Consider the following 16,228-nt stretch of genomic DNA (forward strand, 5'->3'; position numbering starts at 1 on the left):
CGCCTTAGTGCGACTGCTCTAAAACACTTCTGCCCCAAAATGCGTTAGACCAAATACTCTACGAAATTAAGGGGCGTGCGTTTTCCCTAACAAATCTAATCAGACGAAAGAAGATAAGGCCATGCTCATTTGGAGTGCAATCAGGGTGAAAATTGTATTGCTCGGAATCCGTCGGAGTTATACGGAAACTTTCGGCAATTTCTGAAGTTCATGCCTTAGACACTAGGCTGTACGGGCTTTCGATTGAACGTGAATATAATTAGCGTTACTATTGATTGCATATAATTCCGGAAAAAATCCGTCTAATAAGCGTTATATTTTGCTTGGAGTTCAGCGTATGAAAATTACAAATTCTACCTTTAGAGGTGGTGAACCTGCTCGGGCTAATGCGTGTGTTGGGAATAATGGTTCTCCTAGTTACGTTGAATACGCAAAAGGTTTCTCCAAAGCAGCTAACTTGATTATTGATCAAGCACTTGACTCTGAAAATGTAGATTTTCATGTAGATGACATGGTTTATCCAGCATGCTTCAACATGAGACATTCTGTTGAACTAAGATTGAAAGGTGCAATCGAAGATCTTGAGGTTATTGCTAAATGGCAAGGACGTCGAATTGAATTCGACTTGGTAGGTTCTCATGATATTGGGAATATTTGGGAGTTTTTTAAACGAGAATCAGAAGCTATAGATATTCGATATCAATCTATCAATGAAAAGATTGAACCTACCATATTAGATATCGCAGGTGTTGACGCAACAGGTCAAACGTTTAGGTATCCCGTTGATCGAGATAGCCGAAAGCACTTAGCAGAAGTCGCCATCATCAATTTTAATGTGCTAAAGGCTAAATTTACATCATTAGAAGAAGAGCTTGATAACCTACTATTCCTGACTGAATTCCTGAGAGAGGAATACTCACTAAGTACATTCACGACAAAGTTATCAAGACAGCAATTATTTTCTTTGGCAGGTGAACTGCCAAGTATTATTTCATGGCGCCATGACACCTTTAAAGAGACAAAAAAGAAACTTATGGAACGGTTTTCTTTAGGAAGTCGAGACCTTAGTAAAGCAATAGATCTCATAAAATCTAACTATGAATTAAGTCATAGAATAGGCTCGCGCTTGCCACTTAAAGGTATAGATGAGTATGACTTGATTTGGTTCCTAGATTTTTGGATGGAATTAAATCCGGAGATATTATCTCGCAAAAATCATACAGGTGGTTTGGTTAAGTTCGAACTTGACTCAATGTTGGACTCACTAGACCGTGATGCAAAGATCAAAGCAATGTTTTGGGATAATTTGAATGGCTATTTGACGCCTGAAAGCTTAGCAGGTTTAAATGCGATCTTCTATTTCGCTAGAGATAAGAAATTTTCTGAAAGGTATGTTACTACCTACGAACATGAGTTGAAAGAATCGACAATGTACTTCAACGAGGGTGGCAGCGGTGTGTGGGATAGTATTATGCACATGGCTGATAAGACAAACTTTTTTGATAACTTAGTTATGAGCCTGTTTTGCCTACACTATGACGACTTAGCTGAGGAGTTGATTGATATTTATGGTGTAAGTGATGCTTTTAATTGGTTAGACAAAGCGAGGACGAGAGAGTTGTTCTCCCTTCCAGAATTAGCTGGGTACTAATGCAAAATATAACAAATAAGGATTAAGCGTTGCGTAGCCAACGTTAAATCCCAAGTGTTGAACAAGCCTGAGCCTCTATATAAATAAATTGTGCGATCTGCTCTAGAAGGTTGGCCAGCCTCAGTTTTTCATCAGGTGGCCTCAACCATTGAAAGGAATGAGTATAGAGCGTTTTTAGCTAATCTCTGCCTCAAAGTTTGTTTCGCTTCTAAATACGCTCCAGATCGGCAGCTAATTTTCACATACTAAAAGTAATGCGTGACAGAACGCAAGATGTGACCCTATTGTCTTCCTTGCACTTTAATAACCTTAAAAAATATAATGGCATAATACCTCCGAATTATTCTGTTAAACTACACCTGAAATTTTTAATCAGGAGTGATAATGTCTCAATCAGCATTCGGAAATTTACCCCCGTTACCATTTCTAGTGATTTCTGCACTACTAGCCATAGTGCTTTTTATCTTTATTGCTCGACTTAAATCTACAAAACAAGAACTGGAAGATTCCAAACAGGAAACCAAAAAGGTTTCTCAAGCACTTGCTGACTATGAAATGCAATATTCTAGCATCATCAACTTGGATAAAGAGATTGAGGTTCGAGATCAAGCATCCAAATTGCGCCAAGACGAAGCCAATGCAGTTTTTCTTGAGGTCACAAATGATATTGAGCAACTCAAGTCGAGTTACAAAGAAAAAAAAGGCATATATGACTTACTCATCCATAAAATAGGCATTTATGACGATGACGTTGAGTTGCTAGAGCTAGGCTTTTATGAACCACACTTTGACTTTGGCACTGCGGAGCAATTTAAAGAGAAAATCCGCGAGTGCAAAGAGCGTCAAAAAGACCTTCTTCGCCGGAAAGATACCTCTGGAGCGATTTACTGCACCACTGAGTGGACGGTAGGTAACTCAAAAGTCGAAGGTAAGAAGATGACTGACCGGGGCATTAGGCTCACAGCTCGCGCATTCAACAACGAATGTGAAGCAGCCATCGCCAACTGTACATGGAAAAATGTCGTCAAGATGGAAGCGCGAATTAATAAAGCCTTTGAAGCAATTAATAAGCTGAATGAGTCAAACACGATTGTCATTTCAAATAATTATTTACAATTGAAAATTGAGGAACTTCGCCTGACTCACGAGCACAAAGTGAAGAAACAAACAGAGAAAGAAGAACAGGCTGAAATTAAGGCTCAAATGCGTGAAGAAGCGAAGATTGAAGCTGAAATCAAGAAAGCGGAACAAGAAGCCATCAAAGAAGAAGCACGCTTTTCTAAAGCCCTTGTGACCGCTAGAAAACAGCTTGAGTCAGCGAATGACGAAGCCCGTTGTAAACTGGAAGAAAAGATTGCACAGCTACAGTCTGATCTTGAAGCCGCAGAGCAAAAGCAGCAACGAGCACAGAGTATGGCAGAGCAAACCAAGCAAGGGCATGTTTATGTTATTAGTAATATTGGCTCGTTTGGAGAAAACGTATATAAGATTGGTATGACCCGTCGACTCGAACCAATGGATCGGGTCAAGGAGTTGGGTGACGCTTCAGTACCATTCAGTTTTGATGTCCACGCCATGATTCACACCAATGACGCACCTTCTCTTGAGAAAGAGTTGCATCGCGTATTCGATAATGACCGTCTGAACATGGTGAATAGGCGTAAAGAGTTTTTCCAAGTGGATCTATCTGACATCAAGAGAGCTGTTAAAAACTTCGAAATTGATGATGCTGAGTTCATCGAAACTGCTGTAGCACAGGACTTCAATGAAACTAAAGCAATGCGCAAGCAACTTGAGTTGAAAGAAGCAATCGAGCTTGGTGCTATCACTGATTTAACTAAGATGAAGGAACCTGAATTTGCTGAGAGCATTTAAAATGTACTAATTCAGACCTGATCTGACAGTTACCCATTTTTGACTCGGTGCCTGTCAGATTTAATCTGGGCTAGATTTTTTAAGCCCAGATTGATTTCCCATCTTCAAGCTAGCTATTTCAGTTGGTACAGTTCTGCCCCAAACCTTGTTAGATCAAATACTCTCCATCCTTTAGTGGGCGTGCGTTTTCCCTATCAAATCAAATCTCCTCTGAAACGAACCAAGGGGAAAGATCATCACTCTGGACTCTAGGTGGGGCTCTCGATTGAGTTAGAGTATGAGTAGCGTCATGATTGATTGCATATAATTACGGAAAAACCGTATCATACGCGTTATTATAAGTGTTTTTTTCGATAGAAATAACTAGGTGAAATCGTGATAGTAAAACACACACTGACCTTGCTTGATGGTGAAAAAAAAGTAGCAGGCTTTGTTAAATCATTAGAAATGCCGTGCTTGCCACCCATTGGCTCGAAAACTTTCTTTGGAAGCGGACTTGGGAGCGGGATCGGTCATACCGTTGAGTCTATTAGTTTTAGTGAAAAAGAAGCATCGTACTCTATACACTACAAACTAGATGTTAAAGTCGCGCAACGAGAGTTTGTGGAATATGTCGATGTGCGTTTCTTTGTTGACTTACTTTACAAGCGTCAAGGTTTCTCAGTTCAATGGGCTGAATCTGAATACGACCACCTTTTCCAGTAAGGAGAATATTGATTCGAAAAGGCATTAGCACATTGCTTTGCTTTGATATTAAGGCTGCCTATAGTGAGCCTACCATTATTTTTTTGGAGGTCTGTTTTGTTTGGAAGGCTTTTTGGCAGAAAGAAAACTATGCCACTGAATCTAGCTAGTTATGAAGCACTTGATGAAGCAATACATTGGATTTTATTACATGCAGTTCAAGAACTACGTGAAGACGGATATGAAGAATCTCTTAAAAATATGCCTTCTGAAATAAAGAGTGCATTCATTCAGTACTTACTTGGGGCTACATTTGCTATTGAAGAGGATTTATCCAATCAATATCAGCTTGATGATTGGGGTTCTTCGAGCCGATCAAAAATATTGACTATTTTTCTTTCAGAAAATGATGTGGAACGAGCCAAGGTAGAGTATTCAAGAGCGTTTGGCCTAATTGAAAGCCCGTTTGCTACTTTCTCAGTCCTCGGAGCCGGTGCTGTTAGAAATTTTTTAAATAGAGATGAGGAAAGTAACAGTCCAACTGCATGGCTTGATTCATATGAAGGGGGATTTGTAGCAGGGTTGAGGTTGTTTATTAACAAAAGCTAACTTTATATTTGTTGTATTACGTGTGGTTGATTTAACGTTACGGTATTCAATCTGTACGAAGATGAACCTTTTTTGGGCTAGTGCGATTCGATTTAACTCATCGCTTTAGCTTTTCTAAACTCGCATTGCCATATCTAGAAGTTATCCATTCTTCGAATGCTGTTCGTCGTTAATCCCCGTGTTGTATCACGGGGTAAATTCCACCCATCTATCTGCACTCACCTGACCCGCTCTAGTTACAAGCTTGCGTGCTAGATTTTCTTTAGCTTCCCTTTTGACTCCAAACAGAGATTTCTACACCTAAATATAGAGGTTTTCTACTTGATAGCTGCTTACTGCTCTAGTGTTACATTATGCTTTAGTAGATAATATACGTTATTTAATCAGATGCTTATAAAGTAAAAATGACAACAACGGATATAGCTATTTCAATAATAATAGGATTCTTTGTAAACCTAATTACACCAATGATCAGACATTGGGTCGTGGCACGCTTTTCAAGTGTTCGCGCCAAGTTCAAAGGTGCAAGTGATAGTTTCTTAACTAGTCATAGGGACCGATTGGAGAAGCATTTAACATGGTACGAAGAAAAGTGTTCAAGTGACGCTCTTTTAAAATGGTTTCTTCCGCATCTCTTTACTCAATTAGTGTGGTCATGCCTTGTTATCATAGCTCTAGTCTTCTCTAACCTATTCCAAAGTAATCCCGAGATTTCCTCTAGTTTCACAGACTGGTTTGATATCGGTATATTAATTATGGCTGTTCGCCAAGCATTCATGTTTATCCTGCTTGGCGGCGAGGTTCAAAAGGTTTTATCCATTGATGAAACGAGAACTCGTATCCAAAAACGAATCAGTGAAGTTGAATTAGAATTAAAACACTAAGGTTAGCTTGTAGTAATTTTTGTGCTGGGTTGTAGCGTTGTGTTAGTAAGTCAGTTAAGCGCAAAAGGTTGCACTGCATTGGAAATATATGCACCATTAAATATAAGCAGACAAAGTGCGCACTATACGAAGGCGCACTAATTGGCAAGTTTGCCATATAAAAAGTTATTCATGAATTGCTAATATTCGGTTTTTAGAAAATGATTTTTGTCCAAAGGCGTGTTACGCGACCGATTGGTGATGACCGATTGGTGATGTGTGATGAACCTTACTGTGACGATACAATGCTTTTATCTATATCGGATTGGAAAGCTCCCAATAGCTCCTTTATCTCACACAGCGCTGCGGTAGGCGTCAACTCCTTCCTTGCTATCTGTTCTTCTAACAACTCAATCTGACGTTTAGCAAGCTCAACACTCGACTTTAGAGAAACAGCATTATAAACCTCTGTGTAGCCGTGAATATCTGCAAATGCGAGGTCAATATAAGTATCCAAAGAGCTAAGTATTGTATGACCAGTCCATTGTTGTAACTGCATTTTAAACGTTTGTGTATGAAGCAGATGTTTTCGGAAATCATCTTTGTCATTAACTTCTTTAGTTGCAAGAATAAGCTCTTTGAGCTTATCTGTTATAAATGCGTGTCTCCATAAGTGCGGGTGTAACTCTCCCTCGATACCAAGCTCTCTTTTCCATGAGTTCATGTACGTTGTCCATGAATCAGCAGAAAATGGCTGACCCGTTTTTAAGCCGATAAAGAGGTAATCATGCTGGGCTTTTTTTTTCCTCATGACTTTCTTACGAACTTTGATGTAATCCGCAATCACTGATAACAAAAGATGTGGAACAGGTATCTTTCGAGTGGCATTGTCGTCTTTACGTTTTAAAGTGGTAAGCGTGAGCATACCTGTGCGTCTAGCTTCCTCGTAATCGGTCATTTTAATCAAATGAAGCTCGGACACTCGACCACCTAACTGCTCCATTGCAGTATATAACGCCATATCTCGTCTGCGTTTATCTTTGTTTTCCTGAGTCTTTATATGCTCCCAAACACGCAAAGCATCGTCAGAAGAAACTGGATGACGTTTCTTGATCTCGTCCTTAGTTGGTACAGCAGAATGCGTAATTTTAGTGCCTTCAATGAACCCTTTATAGCCTTCCTGTTTGCGTTTGTAATGCTTCTCAAGTATCTGAATTGAGTTACCTTTATCTTTGCCAATGAAAGCACTCAAATCATGAAACTCTTGGATAAACTGCAAAAAATCCAAACAGGTATGCGCAATCTTTATAACGGAGTTATTCTTACGTTTTAGTTCGCCAAGTGGCGTTCTCTCCGTCTGTAGTGATTGAACGAAAAGAGTGAATGTTGCATCAGTAAGTTGACTAAATTGGCTCAATAATGGCTGTTTTTCAATAAAGTTAACCAAGTGGATGATATCGTGGGCATATCCTCGAATAGTGTCACTTTTTAAGTTTCTCACAATCAAACTATGGATATAGGCATTGGCTTCATAGCAAGGAGTATGATTGCTGTATGTCACGAAAGGAATATCCAGTGGCTTACGAAAGACAAGCTTCCCATCAAACCCAAGATGACTCCATTGCTCAAAGTTTTTAAGCTTACGAACCGCCATCATAGCTCTCCATTCAAAGTGAAGTTCATCTGCGCTTCAATCTTTCTATTGTGCTCTCGATAAAGCTCCTGTCGTTCTTCTACTGTTCCTTCATGATTCGCTAGTTGCTTTAATCTAGAACGCAACTCTGAAACCATAACGGTCAGTAACGAATTGCTGCGCTGCGCTGCATCTAGCTCTGATTCAAGCTCAGAGACTTTGTGCTTTAAACCCACGACAGTTTGCTTGTTTCCTTTAGAAGCCTTCTCATTGTGATGTACAGCCTCTACCGCCAGTTTTGCATTAATACGAAGCTCATCTAATGATAAGAAGCCTCTCTCTAGAAGTGCTTCTGAAATGCTTTTTACTGTGTTTAGCGAGCACGGCGTGATATTACGCGCTTGATTCTGATATTTAGCGATACCAGATTGAGACTTGAGCGCCTTTAATAGTTCTTCATCATTTTTAAACTCAGTTGGGGCTGTGATGATTTCCCTCAACAGCTTTTCTGTTTCAAGTACCTTGGTTTGATTTTTCTCTAAAACTTTCATTATCCCAATCCTCAATCAAGGTCTTTGATTTTTAAAATTAGATTAAAGGTTTGAGTTGTATTTCCATCACCATCTTCGATGGTGAAGAACTCTGGCTCAAGCGTGATTCGACCTTCCTCTAAAAGCTGAATAACCTCTGTTTCAATGTCCTGCTCTTTTTGAAGTTGGCTTATATGAGGGACGGTTAGATAAGACTCATCATCGTAATCTTCTGCTGCTTCACTCACTGACTCTATCGTGATAGGTGTTGAACTATCACCTGTCAGGCGTTCTGCAATGATTTTGCGAACCTCTTCGATTCCATCGAGCTTCGCAAGTTCAGAGGTGGAATCGACCACACCACGAACAATTACACTGGCTTTAGCTCCGTTTAGTACCGCCCCAGTTTCCGACTCAGAGATATAGTGGTATAGATGCTCCAAATCTGAGTGGCCTAACATCCAGCGCAGGGCGTCCATCCCATCAAATCCTTTTGACCAAAAGAACGCCATAGCAAAGAAGCGTCTCAATTGGTGCTGACGGACATAATTACGGCGAAACTCACCGTTGTCGTACTCCACCAAGTCCGTTTCTAAGTAATCGCATAAAGAATCAAGGTGCGCATTATATGTCATGTGATTAATCTGACTTAACTGCGAGCGATATGAATCGAGGTTGTTAAACAAAGATAACTTTCCTTTGCATAGATTCAGCTCACTCGCTTTGATGTTAAATTGCTCCAGTTGCCAAATGAACCTTGCGATAGATAAGGGAATTGGTCTTTCTATTGTTGCGTTCACCCCTTTTGAGCCAGTTTTTTTTACCTTAAATATCAGGTTGTACTCTGTTTTTGCACCCGCTTCTGAAAAGGGACTTACATTAGGTGAAAGGTTGCCATGTGGCTTCAACTTGATTAATTCATCTTGTCTTCGAGCCATGATTGCACCTACTAAGACTTGTATTGCCCCTTGCAGTACAGAGAACAAATCAAACAAGCTCTCATTAGCTCGAATCCGCTCAAAGCGACTTTCCACACTTTCTGCAAAGGCTTGAATCTGCTTTACTCCTTTTTTAAGGTATTCACTACTCAGGCAATTAATCGACTCCGTTTGAAACCAGTATCCTCGCTCCGTACTAGACATATCGCGATGCAACTCTTCATTCCAAGCTAGAGCTGTTTCGCATGGGCGGAGTGTGTTGGAGTTTATTGCCGCGGATTTGCTTCTTGCTGTAGGTAGCAGTGTTAATATTTCATCCAGTAAAGTAACAGCGCCTTCCTCTTTAGGTAGATGCTCTTTGGCAAACTCATAGCACTGACGAATTAAATTAAACACAAAGGTAGGCGGCAAGGTGCGTGTGCGTCCTGCTTTTTTTAAGCTAACTAACTGGCTAATGTGACCTGAGCTGACACGCTCGGACAAGATTGAAGGGCTTGCCGCATCTTCACGCTCAAGGTTGGTATGAATCAATCGAATTACTTCAATGTAGGCCGAGATAGTCTGTTGATTCGTGCCTGTTGAGGTGTCGTTATTCTCAACTGCACGATACTCTGAATATCGTTTTGGCGCTTTGAGGTGAAGTTCTGCGTAGTTGGGAATATTGATGTCGTGGTAAAGCATCTTACCTTTAAATAACAACTCACCCAGTATAGAACTGCTGCCAGTGTATCTTATATTTCCTCCAACGTAATAATAGCCTTGTTCAAAGAGCCAAGCGCACGCCTTTTCTCTCTCTGCTAGACATAAGAAACTTTCATCTTGCGCAATGTCTTGTGTAACGTAAGGGAACTTATCTTTAAACGTTTGTGCGTCTGCATCAGAAACACTCTGAGAAGCGGTATCAAGTAATACCTTGGTATGTTTATCAATTTCATACACACCTTGAAAATTTCCGTGCTCGGCGAATTTCGTCAATATGTTCAACCAAAAGTCATCATTCACATTCAGAAGGTGATATTTTGCTAGCTTCAACTCTTTCGAATGTAGTAAGACCGCATTGATGAGAGCGATAACTTTGCTAACTTTGCGGTAAGCAGTTTTTGGACTGATAATCTTCCCACCGTTTTCAAGTGGATTATCTGCTGCCGTAATCCAGTATTTAAAGCTGTTTAACAGCTTTTGGTGTTTTTTATCCGTGAGTTTCTTACCGTCATCTAAGTAAACCGAGTCCCAATGTATCGTTTTTGGGTTTTTGCCAAATGTTAGTACCCACTTGTTTTCAGGAAAGCTGGATTCTAACCATTCGGGCTGTCTGTCATCGTAACCGTAGATGCCAGTATGGATATTCGTGATGATATCTAATGCTCGATAGTCATCATTTGCTACTGAGAAATTGATAATATCTTCAAGAGTCTCAGCACTTAAACCAGCTAGAACCGAATGGTCTTCCACGATGTTTTCAATGAGGTTAGCAATAGAGGAGTTGTCGATAGCAACACTTAACATAGCAGCGCTCCCTTAATCGAGTCAGTATCTAGTGTGTTATTGGTTGCAATATCAAGCATTCCCATCAAATCATCATCCGCACTATGCTTGCCTGAACTCAGGGTATCTAAAACAAACACCGCTGATTGATACCAGTGAGCAACAATATCTAAAAAAGATTCCTCATCATCACTACTCTCAACAACAAAGCGTATCGCCATCAACAACTGCAAAAGTGATGTCGATATAGTGTATGTCAACTGGTTAAACCCTAACGATTCTGAAACTTCACTGTCATCAGTCGTCTGCTGAGTAAAACCATGATCGAAGTGCTCTGGAATGTTGCTTATGCCGTGATTACTCAAGAACTCCTCAATGTCTTGAGCACTCATGTTCACAGCATCAAGTCGGTACACCGAGTCTTTCATTGCTTCAAGTAAAATAGCGTTCTGGAACTGACGTATCCAACGTGCATTAAAGAAGTCCATTAACGGCTTAGGAAGGTAAGATGTCAGTAGGTTTACATCCTTCTTTTCATGACCAAGCGCCTCGGCAACGGCATCCATTGAACGTGTTTCCAAATAAATTTGAAAACCTCGGTGTCGTCTAATGGAACGTAACGAATGGATATCGGAAATGGCTTGGGCATCTTCCAAGGTTATGTCGCTGCTCTTATCAAAAAGTGTTTCACTTTGAAGCCAATTATAAAAATCATTTGCTGTATGAAGAATGTCATTGAGATTGCTTGGACTTCTCACATTGGTAGTGGTTGCAGTCAAAATCATCTTTCGCCAATTCACATTCCCTTTTTGCTTCAGGTATTCACGGCTCATGCGAGTATGCTGTATCAGGAACTCAACTATAGATTTAGAAAACTCATTGAGCACTACTTCTTGCTGCGCATTGGTAGACCCTTTGCGTGATTTGCAACTGACCGCAATGTGCTGATTACCAACTTGCTTATAACCCACCATATTGTCATTTACATCAAATAAGTCCCATTTTGCTAACCAAGAAGGTGTTATCAGAGGGTGCTCCATCACAAGAAGCGCCAAAAGAACGTTCAGTGTTGAACCGTTTGGTAAATTTAACTCTGTGTTGAGCTGACTAGCATTTCCCTTAAATCCCAAAAATGATAAATAGGTAGTGTCTTTTGCAGCGATGCCATGCGCATAAAAGGTTGCTACTGTATTATCTAACTTATCTTCACCGACAAAGTTCTTATATTCTTCATAGCCTACGGTGCCGCTCAATGGTTTAACTAAGCCTGTGCTCTGAAAAGCTTTATTTCTATCTTCTCGCTCTAAAAGCTCTTCAAATTTCAAGAGACACACATGCCTGACATGCGCCATGTCTCTGTCTACACGTTGCTGAATAATTGAAACAGCCTCTTCATCTTTAATTTTGAGTGGAATGTTAGCAAACCACCGAAGCTTTTCTGGCTGCGTAGCATTGCCACCAATTGAAAAGGTGGGCGCTGCATCTTTTGGGTCTTTCCAGTTTGGAACGATGAATGGTTTGTGAGGCTCAGCAAAAACACCCGTGTTGATAAAGCACTCGGTATAAATTTTAATGGTACCTCGCCACTGAGCATGAAAACCTTTTGGGCAGTTATGGGCTGCTTGAGAGCGCACAAATAGCACTTTATACACCTTGTGGAAAAATAACTGCACATGGTTACGGCTTAAAAGGGCTTCTATTTCCAGCCCGTCTCGGTCTATATAGGTAGTTGATACACCTACAAAAAGCTTTTTGAGGTCTACTAATGCTTGAGCAAGAGATAATGATTTTTGTGTAAAAGCATAGTTTTTTAGAGCAAGATGAACCTTGTTCGTAAACGCCTCACCAAAATTAACATAAAGCGTATCCAGGTGCGCCTCATGTTCCTTGCCTTCTTTTGATAGCACCTGCCAACCATCAAGGTAGTCAGATTTTGATTTATCTATATTAAGCTCTCTGAACTGAGCTAGACAGGTCGAAGCGTATTCTGTGATTTTTACATGCGAAAGCTTTACTTCATCAAGAGTTAAATTCTTATCTTGCGCAATGTAGCGGAAAAGGATTGTGAGTTGATTGCTTAAGTTATATCTGTGCTTGATAGTGATATCATCATAGTTATAAACAAAGCCAATGAGCGACTGGAAGTGTGCATTAAGTGAGCTTGAATCATTCAGTATTTCCAGTGCACTGTAGTTACCTTGTTTGACCAAGTAGCAGTAAGCTGCATAAACATTCAACACTGGCCGCTTTGTCGTTGGATTGATTGAGGATTCAGCAGCAAGTGTTAGGTAGTTAGAGTATTCGACTGACAGTGTAGTTTTTAATAAAGAAAGCTCATTTAGTGTTTTTATATTCACAACCAAACCTCATAAATTGACAACTAATAATAAACGTAGAAGTCAAAGTGATTATTGTCAACGTAAATAAAATGCACTAAAAACCATTTAAATCATTCACATTCATAAACTTGATACTGTTTTGATAACTTTTAGTCATTAGGATTATAGGAACTCTAAGAAGAAAGGTGCGCTCTGAACAATAGTAAACTGATTCTTAGGCTCTTGTGGCAATTTACTGATGATATCTGTCAGCTTCGTTGGCTCAGCAACAATCATGGTTTTAATGATTTCGTGGTCGTCTTCCAACTGAGAAAAATCGAACTCGGTAATCTCTAAGCCGTTAATGCGCGCTTCAATGCCGGTGTATTCGTTGTTCTCAGGTGTAATTAAGCCATGAACTTTGCTGAATGCATGGACATAGCCACCAAGCTGCTCGGCAAGTGCTGCGATTTCTTTTGCCGCTTTACCATTACTGATCTCGCTATGAATGATCTCTTTTGTCGATACATTCTGAACCATAGAGCCATTGTAGAAGAGTACAAAGTCATCCTCGCCGTTAATTGAAAGCTCGTTGAGTTTGCTCTGCATGCCTTCTAAAGGGCGGCCAGAAGCCAGAACGACCTTCACACCGGCAGCACGAGCCTTGGCTATTGCGTCTTTGTTCTCTTGAGAAATTACTTTATCACTGTTGAGCAGCGTACCGTCCATATCAAGAGCGATCAGTTTGTACATGTTGTTCCTTACTAAAAATAAAAAGCTAACGAAATCTAATGGGCGAGAGGATAAGGGAACTTGAAACGCTAGGCTAGGGCTTTGATCAAGTGATTTATCAGTACTCATTTGTTTGACCAAAAGAGGCAAGTGCTTTAAGGTCTGCGGTTGATTAATTTCATCAAATGATTGAGCTGAGGGAAAGTTGTACAAGATTAACGAAATGTTTGAAACCATCCAGGGTGAGGGCGTGTTTACTGGCGTTCCTGCTGTTTTTGTTCGTCTGCAAATTTGTCCTGTAGGCTGTTCTTGGTGCGATACCAAACAGACATGGGAAGCTTTGCCAGAAGACGAGACTAGCCTTGGTGATATCATGGTTAAGACAGAGGATTCACCGACTTGGTCTTCTATTGATGCTCAAGGAATCGTGAATGAATACATCAAGCAAGGTTACACTGCAAAACATATTGTGATTACAGGTGGTGAACCATGTATCTATGATCTTGTACCTCTTACTGAAGCATTTGAGAAACACGGCTGTCGCTGCCAAATTGAGACTAGCGGTACATCAGAAGTAAAAGCAACACCCGACACTTGGGTTACGGTGTCACCTAAGGTGGCAATGAAAGCGAAACTGGAAATCTTAGACAGCGCTCTACAGCGTGCTGACGAGATTAAGCACCCAGTAGGAACAAGTAAGGACATCGAGCAACTTGATGGTTTACTGGAACGAGCAGAAGTATCTAACGAGACTGTGATTGCTCTACAACCAATTAGCCAAAAAGATCGCGCGACGAAGCTTTGTATTGATACCTGCATTGAGCGCAATTGGCGCTTATCAATTCAAACTCATAAGTACTTGAGCATCGCATAGTTTGTAACTTTGCAGGGTACTTACCCGTTGTAGAAAGCTCGTCAGTTTTAGGTAGGAATGGAAATGAAAAAAGCAGTTGTAGTGTTTAGTGGTGGTCAAGACTCAACCACGTGTCTAGTTCAAGCATTAAAAGAGTATGATGAAGTTCATGCGATTACGTTTGACTATGGTCAGCGTCATAAACTAGAAATTGAAGTCGCTGAATCATTGGCAAAAGAGTTAGGCGTGAAGGCGCACAAAGTGATGGATGTGACTCTATTAAATGAGCTAGCTATCAGCTCTCTAACTCGTGACGATATTCCTGTTTCTCATGAACTGCAAGAGAACGGTTTACCGAATTCGTTTGTCCCTGGTCGTAACATTCTGTTCTTAACGCTTGCTGGTATTTACGCATATCAAATTGGCGCAGAAACGGTGATTACTGGCGTATGTGAAACGGACTTTTCTGGCTACCCTGACTGTCGTAATGATTTTGTAAAAGCGATGAACTCTGCGTTAGTACAAGGTATGGACAAGCAGCTAGATATTAAAACGCCACTAATGTGGCTCAACAAGGCTGAAACTTGGGCCTTAGCTGATCAATACTCAGCACTTGAGCTAGTGCGTACTAAAACTCTGACTTGTTATAACGGCATCATCGGCGATGGCTGTGGCGATTGTCCGGCATGTGAACTGAGAAAGGTTGGCCTAAACGACTACCTAGGTGATCGCGAATCTGTCATGGCTGAACTGGTTCGTAAGCAGGCTGAGAATAAATAATCTCAGTCAGGTTAATGGGGTCGTTACGTTATACGCATCAATAATGCAGTTTCGGCCGTAACTTTTTGCCTGGTATAGAGCTTGGTCAAGCACTGAATAGAGCTCATCGAAGTCACTTAATGCGTTTGAAGTTGCTAAGTAAGCACAACTTGCGGTTACATTAAGTGACTTTTTACTTTCTGATAGAAAAACGGTGCGTGATATTACATAATATAACTCTTCAACTCTTTCTCTTACTTCCGATGAAGTGGTGTCTGTCAGCACTATTACAAACTCTTCACCACCTAAACGACCAAACAATTCTCCGCTCACCAAGTGTTTTCTGATTTGTCTGCTAATGTGGACGAGTGCTCTGTCCCCAGTTGGGTGACCATGTTCATCATTGATTTTCTTAAACTTATCTAAGTCTAATAAGATTAGAACATGCTGTTTATTCATTTCTTGAGAACGCTTCACCCGTTTAATTCGTCTTATGATTTCAGTTCTGTTGTACGCTTTGGTCATAGCGTCAATCGCAGCTTTTGAGCGATTTGTTCTATTCGCTAATACCATAAAACTCGCACCACACAACAACAAAATCACAATGATGTTGTAAAGCCAGCGTGGCGCTCCATTTTTCGATATGAAGGCGATCAATGTTCGCTTGTTGCAGCAATAAGGAGCTCTCGAGTTCTTGTTCATATTTGATATGGGTAATATCGAGCGCCTCGAGTGCGAGTCTATTGTCTGTATTTCGCGCTTCCATCTGAATGGATGAATATCGTTTATAATAGATAAACGCTTGTTGGTAATCATTAAGCGCCTCAGCCATCAGTTTCTTCTCTTCGAACATATCACTGACAGCCAGATAAGCATTGATACGAATCCCATCATTGTTCAACTCATTGGCAGCCTCGAGTGATTCTATTAAATAGCTTCGTGCCAAATCATAATCTTGTGTCTGCGTATAGGCTTTACCTAACCCTAAGCTAGTGAGTGCAATGCCGTAGTTATGGGATGATTCTCTTAGTAAATTCTGCTCTTTTTCAAAGTGATAAATCGCTAAGTCGCTTTGGCTTTGATTTAAATAGAGATCAGCAAGGCTGTGATGAACCTGAGCCTTAATTAGGCCGGAAGCATCGACTCTAAGGGCAAGCGCTTCCTCTAGGTATTGAGTTGATTTTACATACTGTTTTAGCTCTTTGAGTAAGTTACCAATATCGTTGTAAATCCCAGAGATATCATGCCCTTTTGGGAATGCCTTGATCAAAGATAGATAGGTATTTAACGCTGTATGG

Annotated in this window: 14 protein-coding genes; 7 read left to right on the forward strand and 7 right to left on the reverse strand. The window is 40.5% G+C overall.

The window, feature by feature from the left end; all coding sequences use genetic code 11:
* The first annotated feature begins 337 nt into the window (after positions 1-337).
* From ACTRWI_RS19825 to ACTRWI_RS19845, 5 genes are all read left to right on the forward strand, one after another.
* Positions 338-1,651, forward strand: coding sequence for a hypothetical protein (locus ACTRWI_RS19825; RefSeq protein ID WP_499133485.1), 1,314 nt, complete (start codon positions 338-340; stop codon positions 1,649-1,651).
* A 384-nt stretch (positions 1,652-2,035) separates the two neighbouring features.
* The gene (locus ACTRWI_RS19830) at positions 2,036-3,526 is read left to right on the forward strand and encodes an SNIPE associated domain-containing protein (protein WP_499133486.1); all 1,491 of its coding nucleotides are present in this window, start codon (positions 2,036-2,038) and stop codon (positions 3,524-3,526) included.
* A 375-nt stretch (positions 3,527-3,901) separates the two neighbouring features.
* On the forward strand, positions 3,902-4,231 hold the full coding sequence (locus tag ACTRWI_RS19835; RefSeq protein ID WP_499133487.1) for a hypothetical protein: 330 nt from the start codon (positions 3,902-3,904) through the stop codon (positions 4,229-4,231).
* A 129-nt stretch (positions 4,232-4,360) separates the two neighbouring features.
* Complete coding sequence (locus tag ACTRWI_RS19840; RefSeq protein WP_499133489.1) at positions 4,361-4,819, forward strand: hypothetical protein; 459 nt, start codon at positions 4,361-4,363, stop codon at positions 4,817-4,819.
* 404 nt (positions 4,820-5,223) lie between these two features.
* The gene (locus tag ACTRWI_RS19845; RefSeq protein WP_499133491.1) at positions 5,224-5,703 is read left to right on the forward strand and encodes a hypothetical protein; all 480 of its coding nucleotides are present in this window, start codon (positions 5,224-5,226) and stop codon (positions 5,701-5,703) included.
* 268 nt (positions 5,704-5,971) lie between these two features.
* Here ACTRWI_RS19845 and ACTRWI_RS19850 read toward each other — a convergent pair whose 3' ends face one another.
* From ACTRWI_RS19850 to ACTRWI_RS19870, 5 genes are all read right to left on the reverse strand, one after another.
* A complete protein-coding gene (locus ACTRWI_RS19850; RefSeq protein ID WP_499133492.1) occupies positions 5,972-7,339 on the reverse strand; it encodes a site-specific integrase in 1,368 nt (455 codons plus the stop codon).
* Positions 7,336-7,866, reverse strand: a complete 531-nt coding sequence (locus ACTRWI_RS19855; RefSeq protein WP_499133493.1) for a hypothetical protein — start codon at positions 7,864-7,866, stop codon at positions 7,336-7,338. The genes ACTRWI_RS19850 and ACTRWI_RS19855 overlap by 4 nt, the downstream gene beginning before the upstream one ends.
* A gap of 11 nt (positions 7,867-7,877) precedes the next feature.
* Positions 7,878-10,289, reverse strand: coding sequence for a site-specific integrase (locus tag ACTRWI_RS19860; protein ID WP_499133494.1), 2,412 nt, complete (start codon positions 10,287-10,289; stop codon positions 7,878-7,880).
* Positions 10,283-12,625 (reverse strand): hypothetical protein, encoded by a 2,343-nt coding sequence (locus ACTRWI_RS19865; RefSeq protein WP_499133495.1) that lies wholly within the window; start codon positions 12,623-12,625, stop codon positions 10,283-10,285. The genes ACTRWI_RS19860 and ACTRWI_RS19865 overlap by 7 nt, the downstream gene beginning before the upstream one ends.
* A 144-nt stretch (positions 12,626-12,769) precedes the next feature.
* On the reverse strand, positions 12,770-13,339 hold the full coding sequence (locus ACTRWI_RS19870; RefSeq protein WP_499133496.1) for an HAD-IIB family hydrolase: 570 nt from the start codon (positions 13,337-13,339) through the stop codon (positions 12,770-12,772).
* A 202-nt stretch (positions 13,340-13,541) separates the two neighbouring features.
* On the opposite strand from ACTRWI_RS19870, the gene queE reads away from it, so the two are divergent.
* Positions 13,542-14,192 carry a 7-carboxy-7-deazaguanine synthase QueE gene (queE, locus tag ACTRWI_RS19875; RefSeq protein ID WP_499133497.1) on the forward strand — a complete coding sequence of 217 codons (651 nt, stop codon included), beginning with the start codon at positions 13,542-13,544 and terminating at the stop codon, positions 14,190-14,192.
* Between the two features lie 63 nt (positions 14,193-14,255).
* The gene (gene queC / locus ACTRWI_RS19880) at positions 14,256-14,951 is read left to right on the forward strand and encodes a 7-cyano-7-deazaguanine synthase QueC (protein ID WP_499133498.1); all 696 of its coding nucleotides are present in this window, start codon (positions 14,256-14,258) and stop codon (positions 14,949-14,951) included.
* 6 nt (positions 14,952-14,957) lie between these two features.
* On the opposite strand, the gene ACTRWI_RS19885 is transcribed toward queC, so the two are convergent.
* Together ACTRWI_RS19885 and ACTRWI_RS19890 are read right to left on the reverse strand one after the other, a co-directional pair.
* Positions 14,958-15,503, reverse strand: a complete 546-nt coding sequence (locus ACTRWI_RS19885; RefSeq protein ID WP_499133499.1) for a GGDEF domain-containing protein — start codon at positions 15,501-15,503, stop codon at positions 14,958-14,960.
* On the reverse strand, positions 15,487-16,228 hold a 742-nt coding region (locus ACTRWI_RS19890), incomplete at its 5' end, for a tetratricopeptide repeat protein (RefSeq protein ID WP_499133500.1). The genes ACTRWI_RS19885 and ACTRWI_RS19890, both read right to left, overlap by 17 nt.

Source organism: Pseudoalteromonas sp. G5_S1_14_S5 (assembly GCF_054968605.1).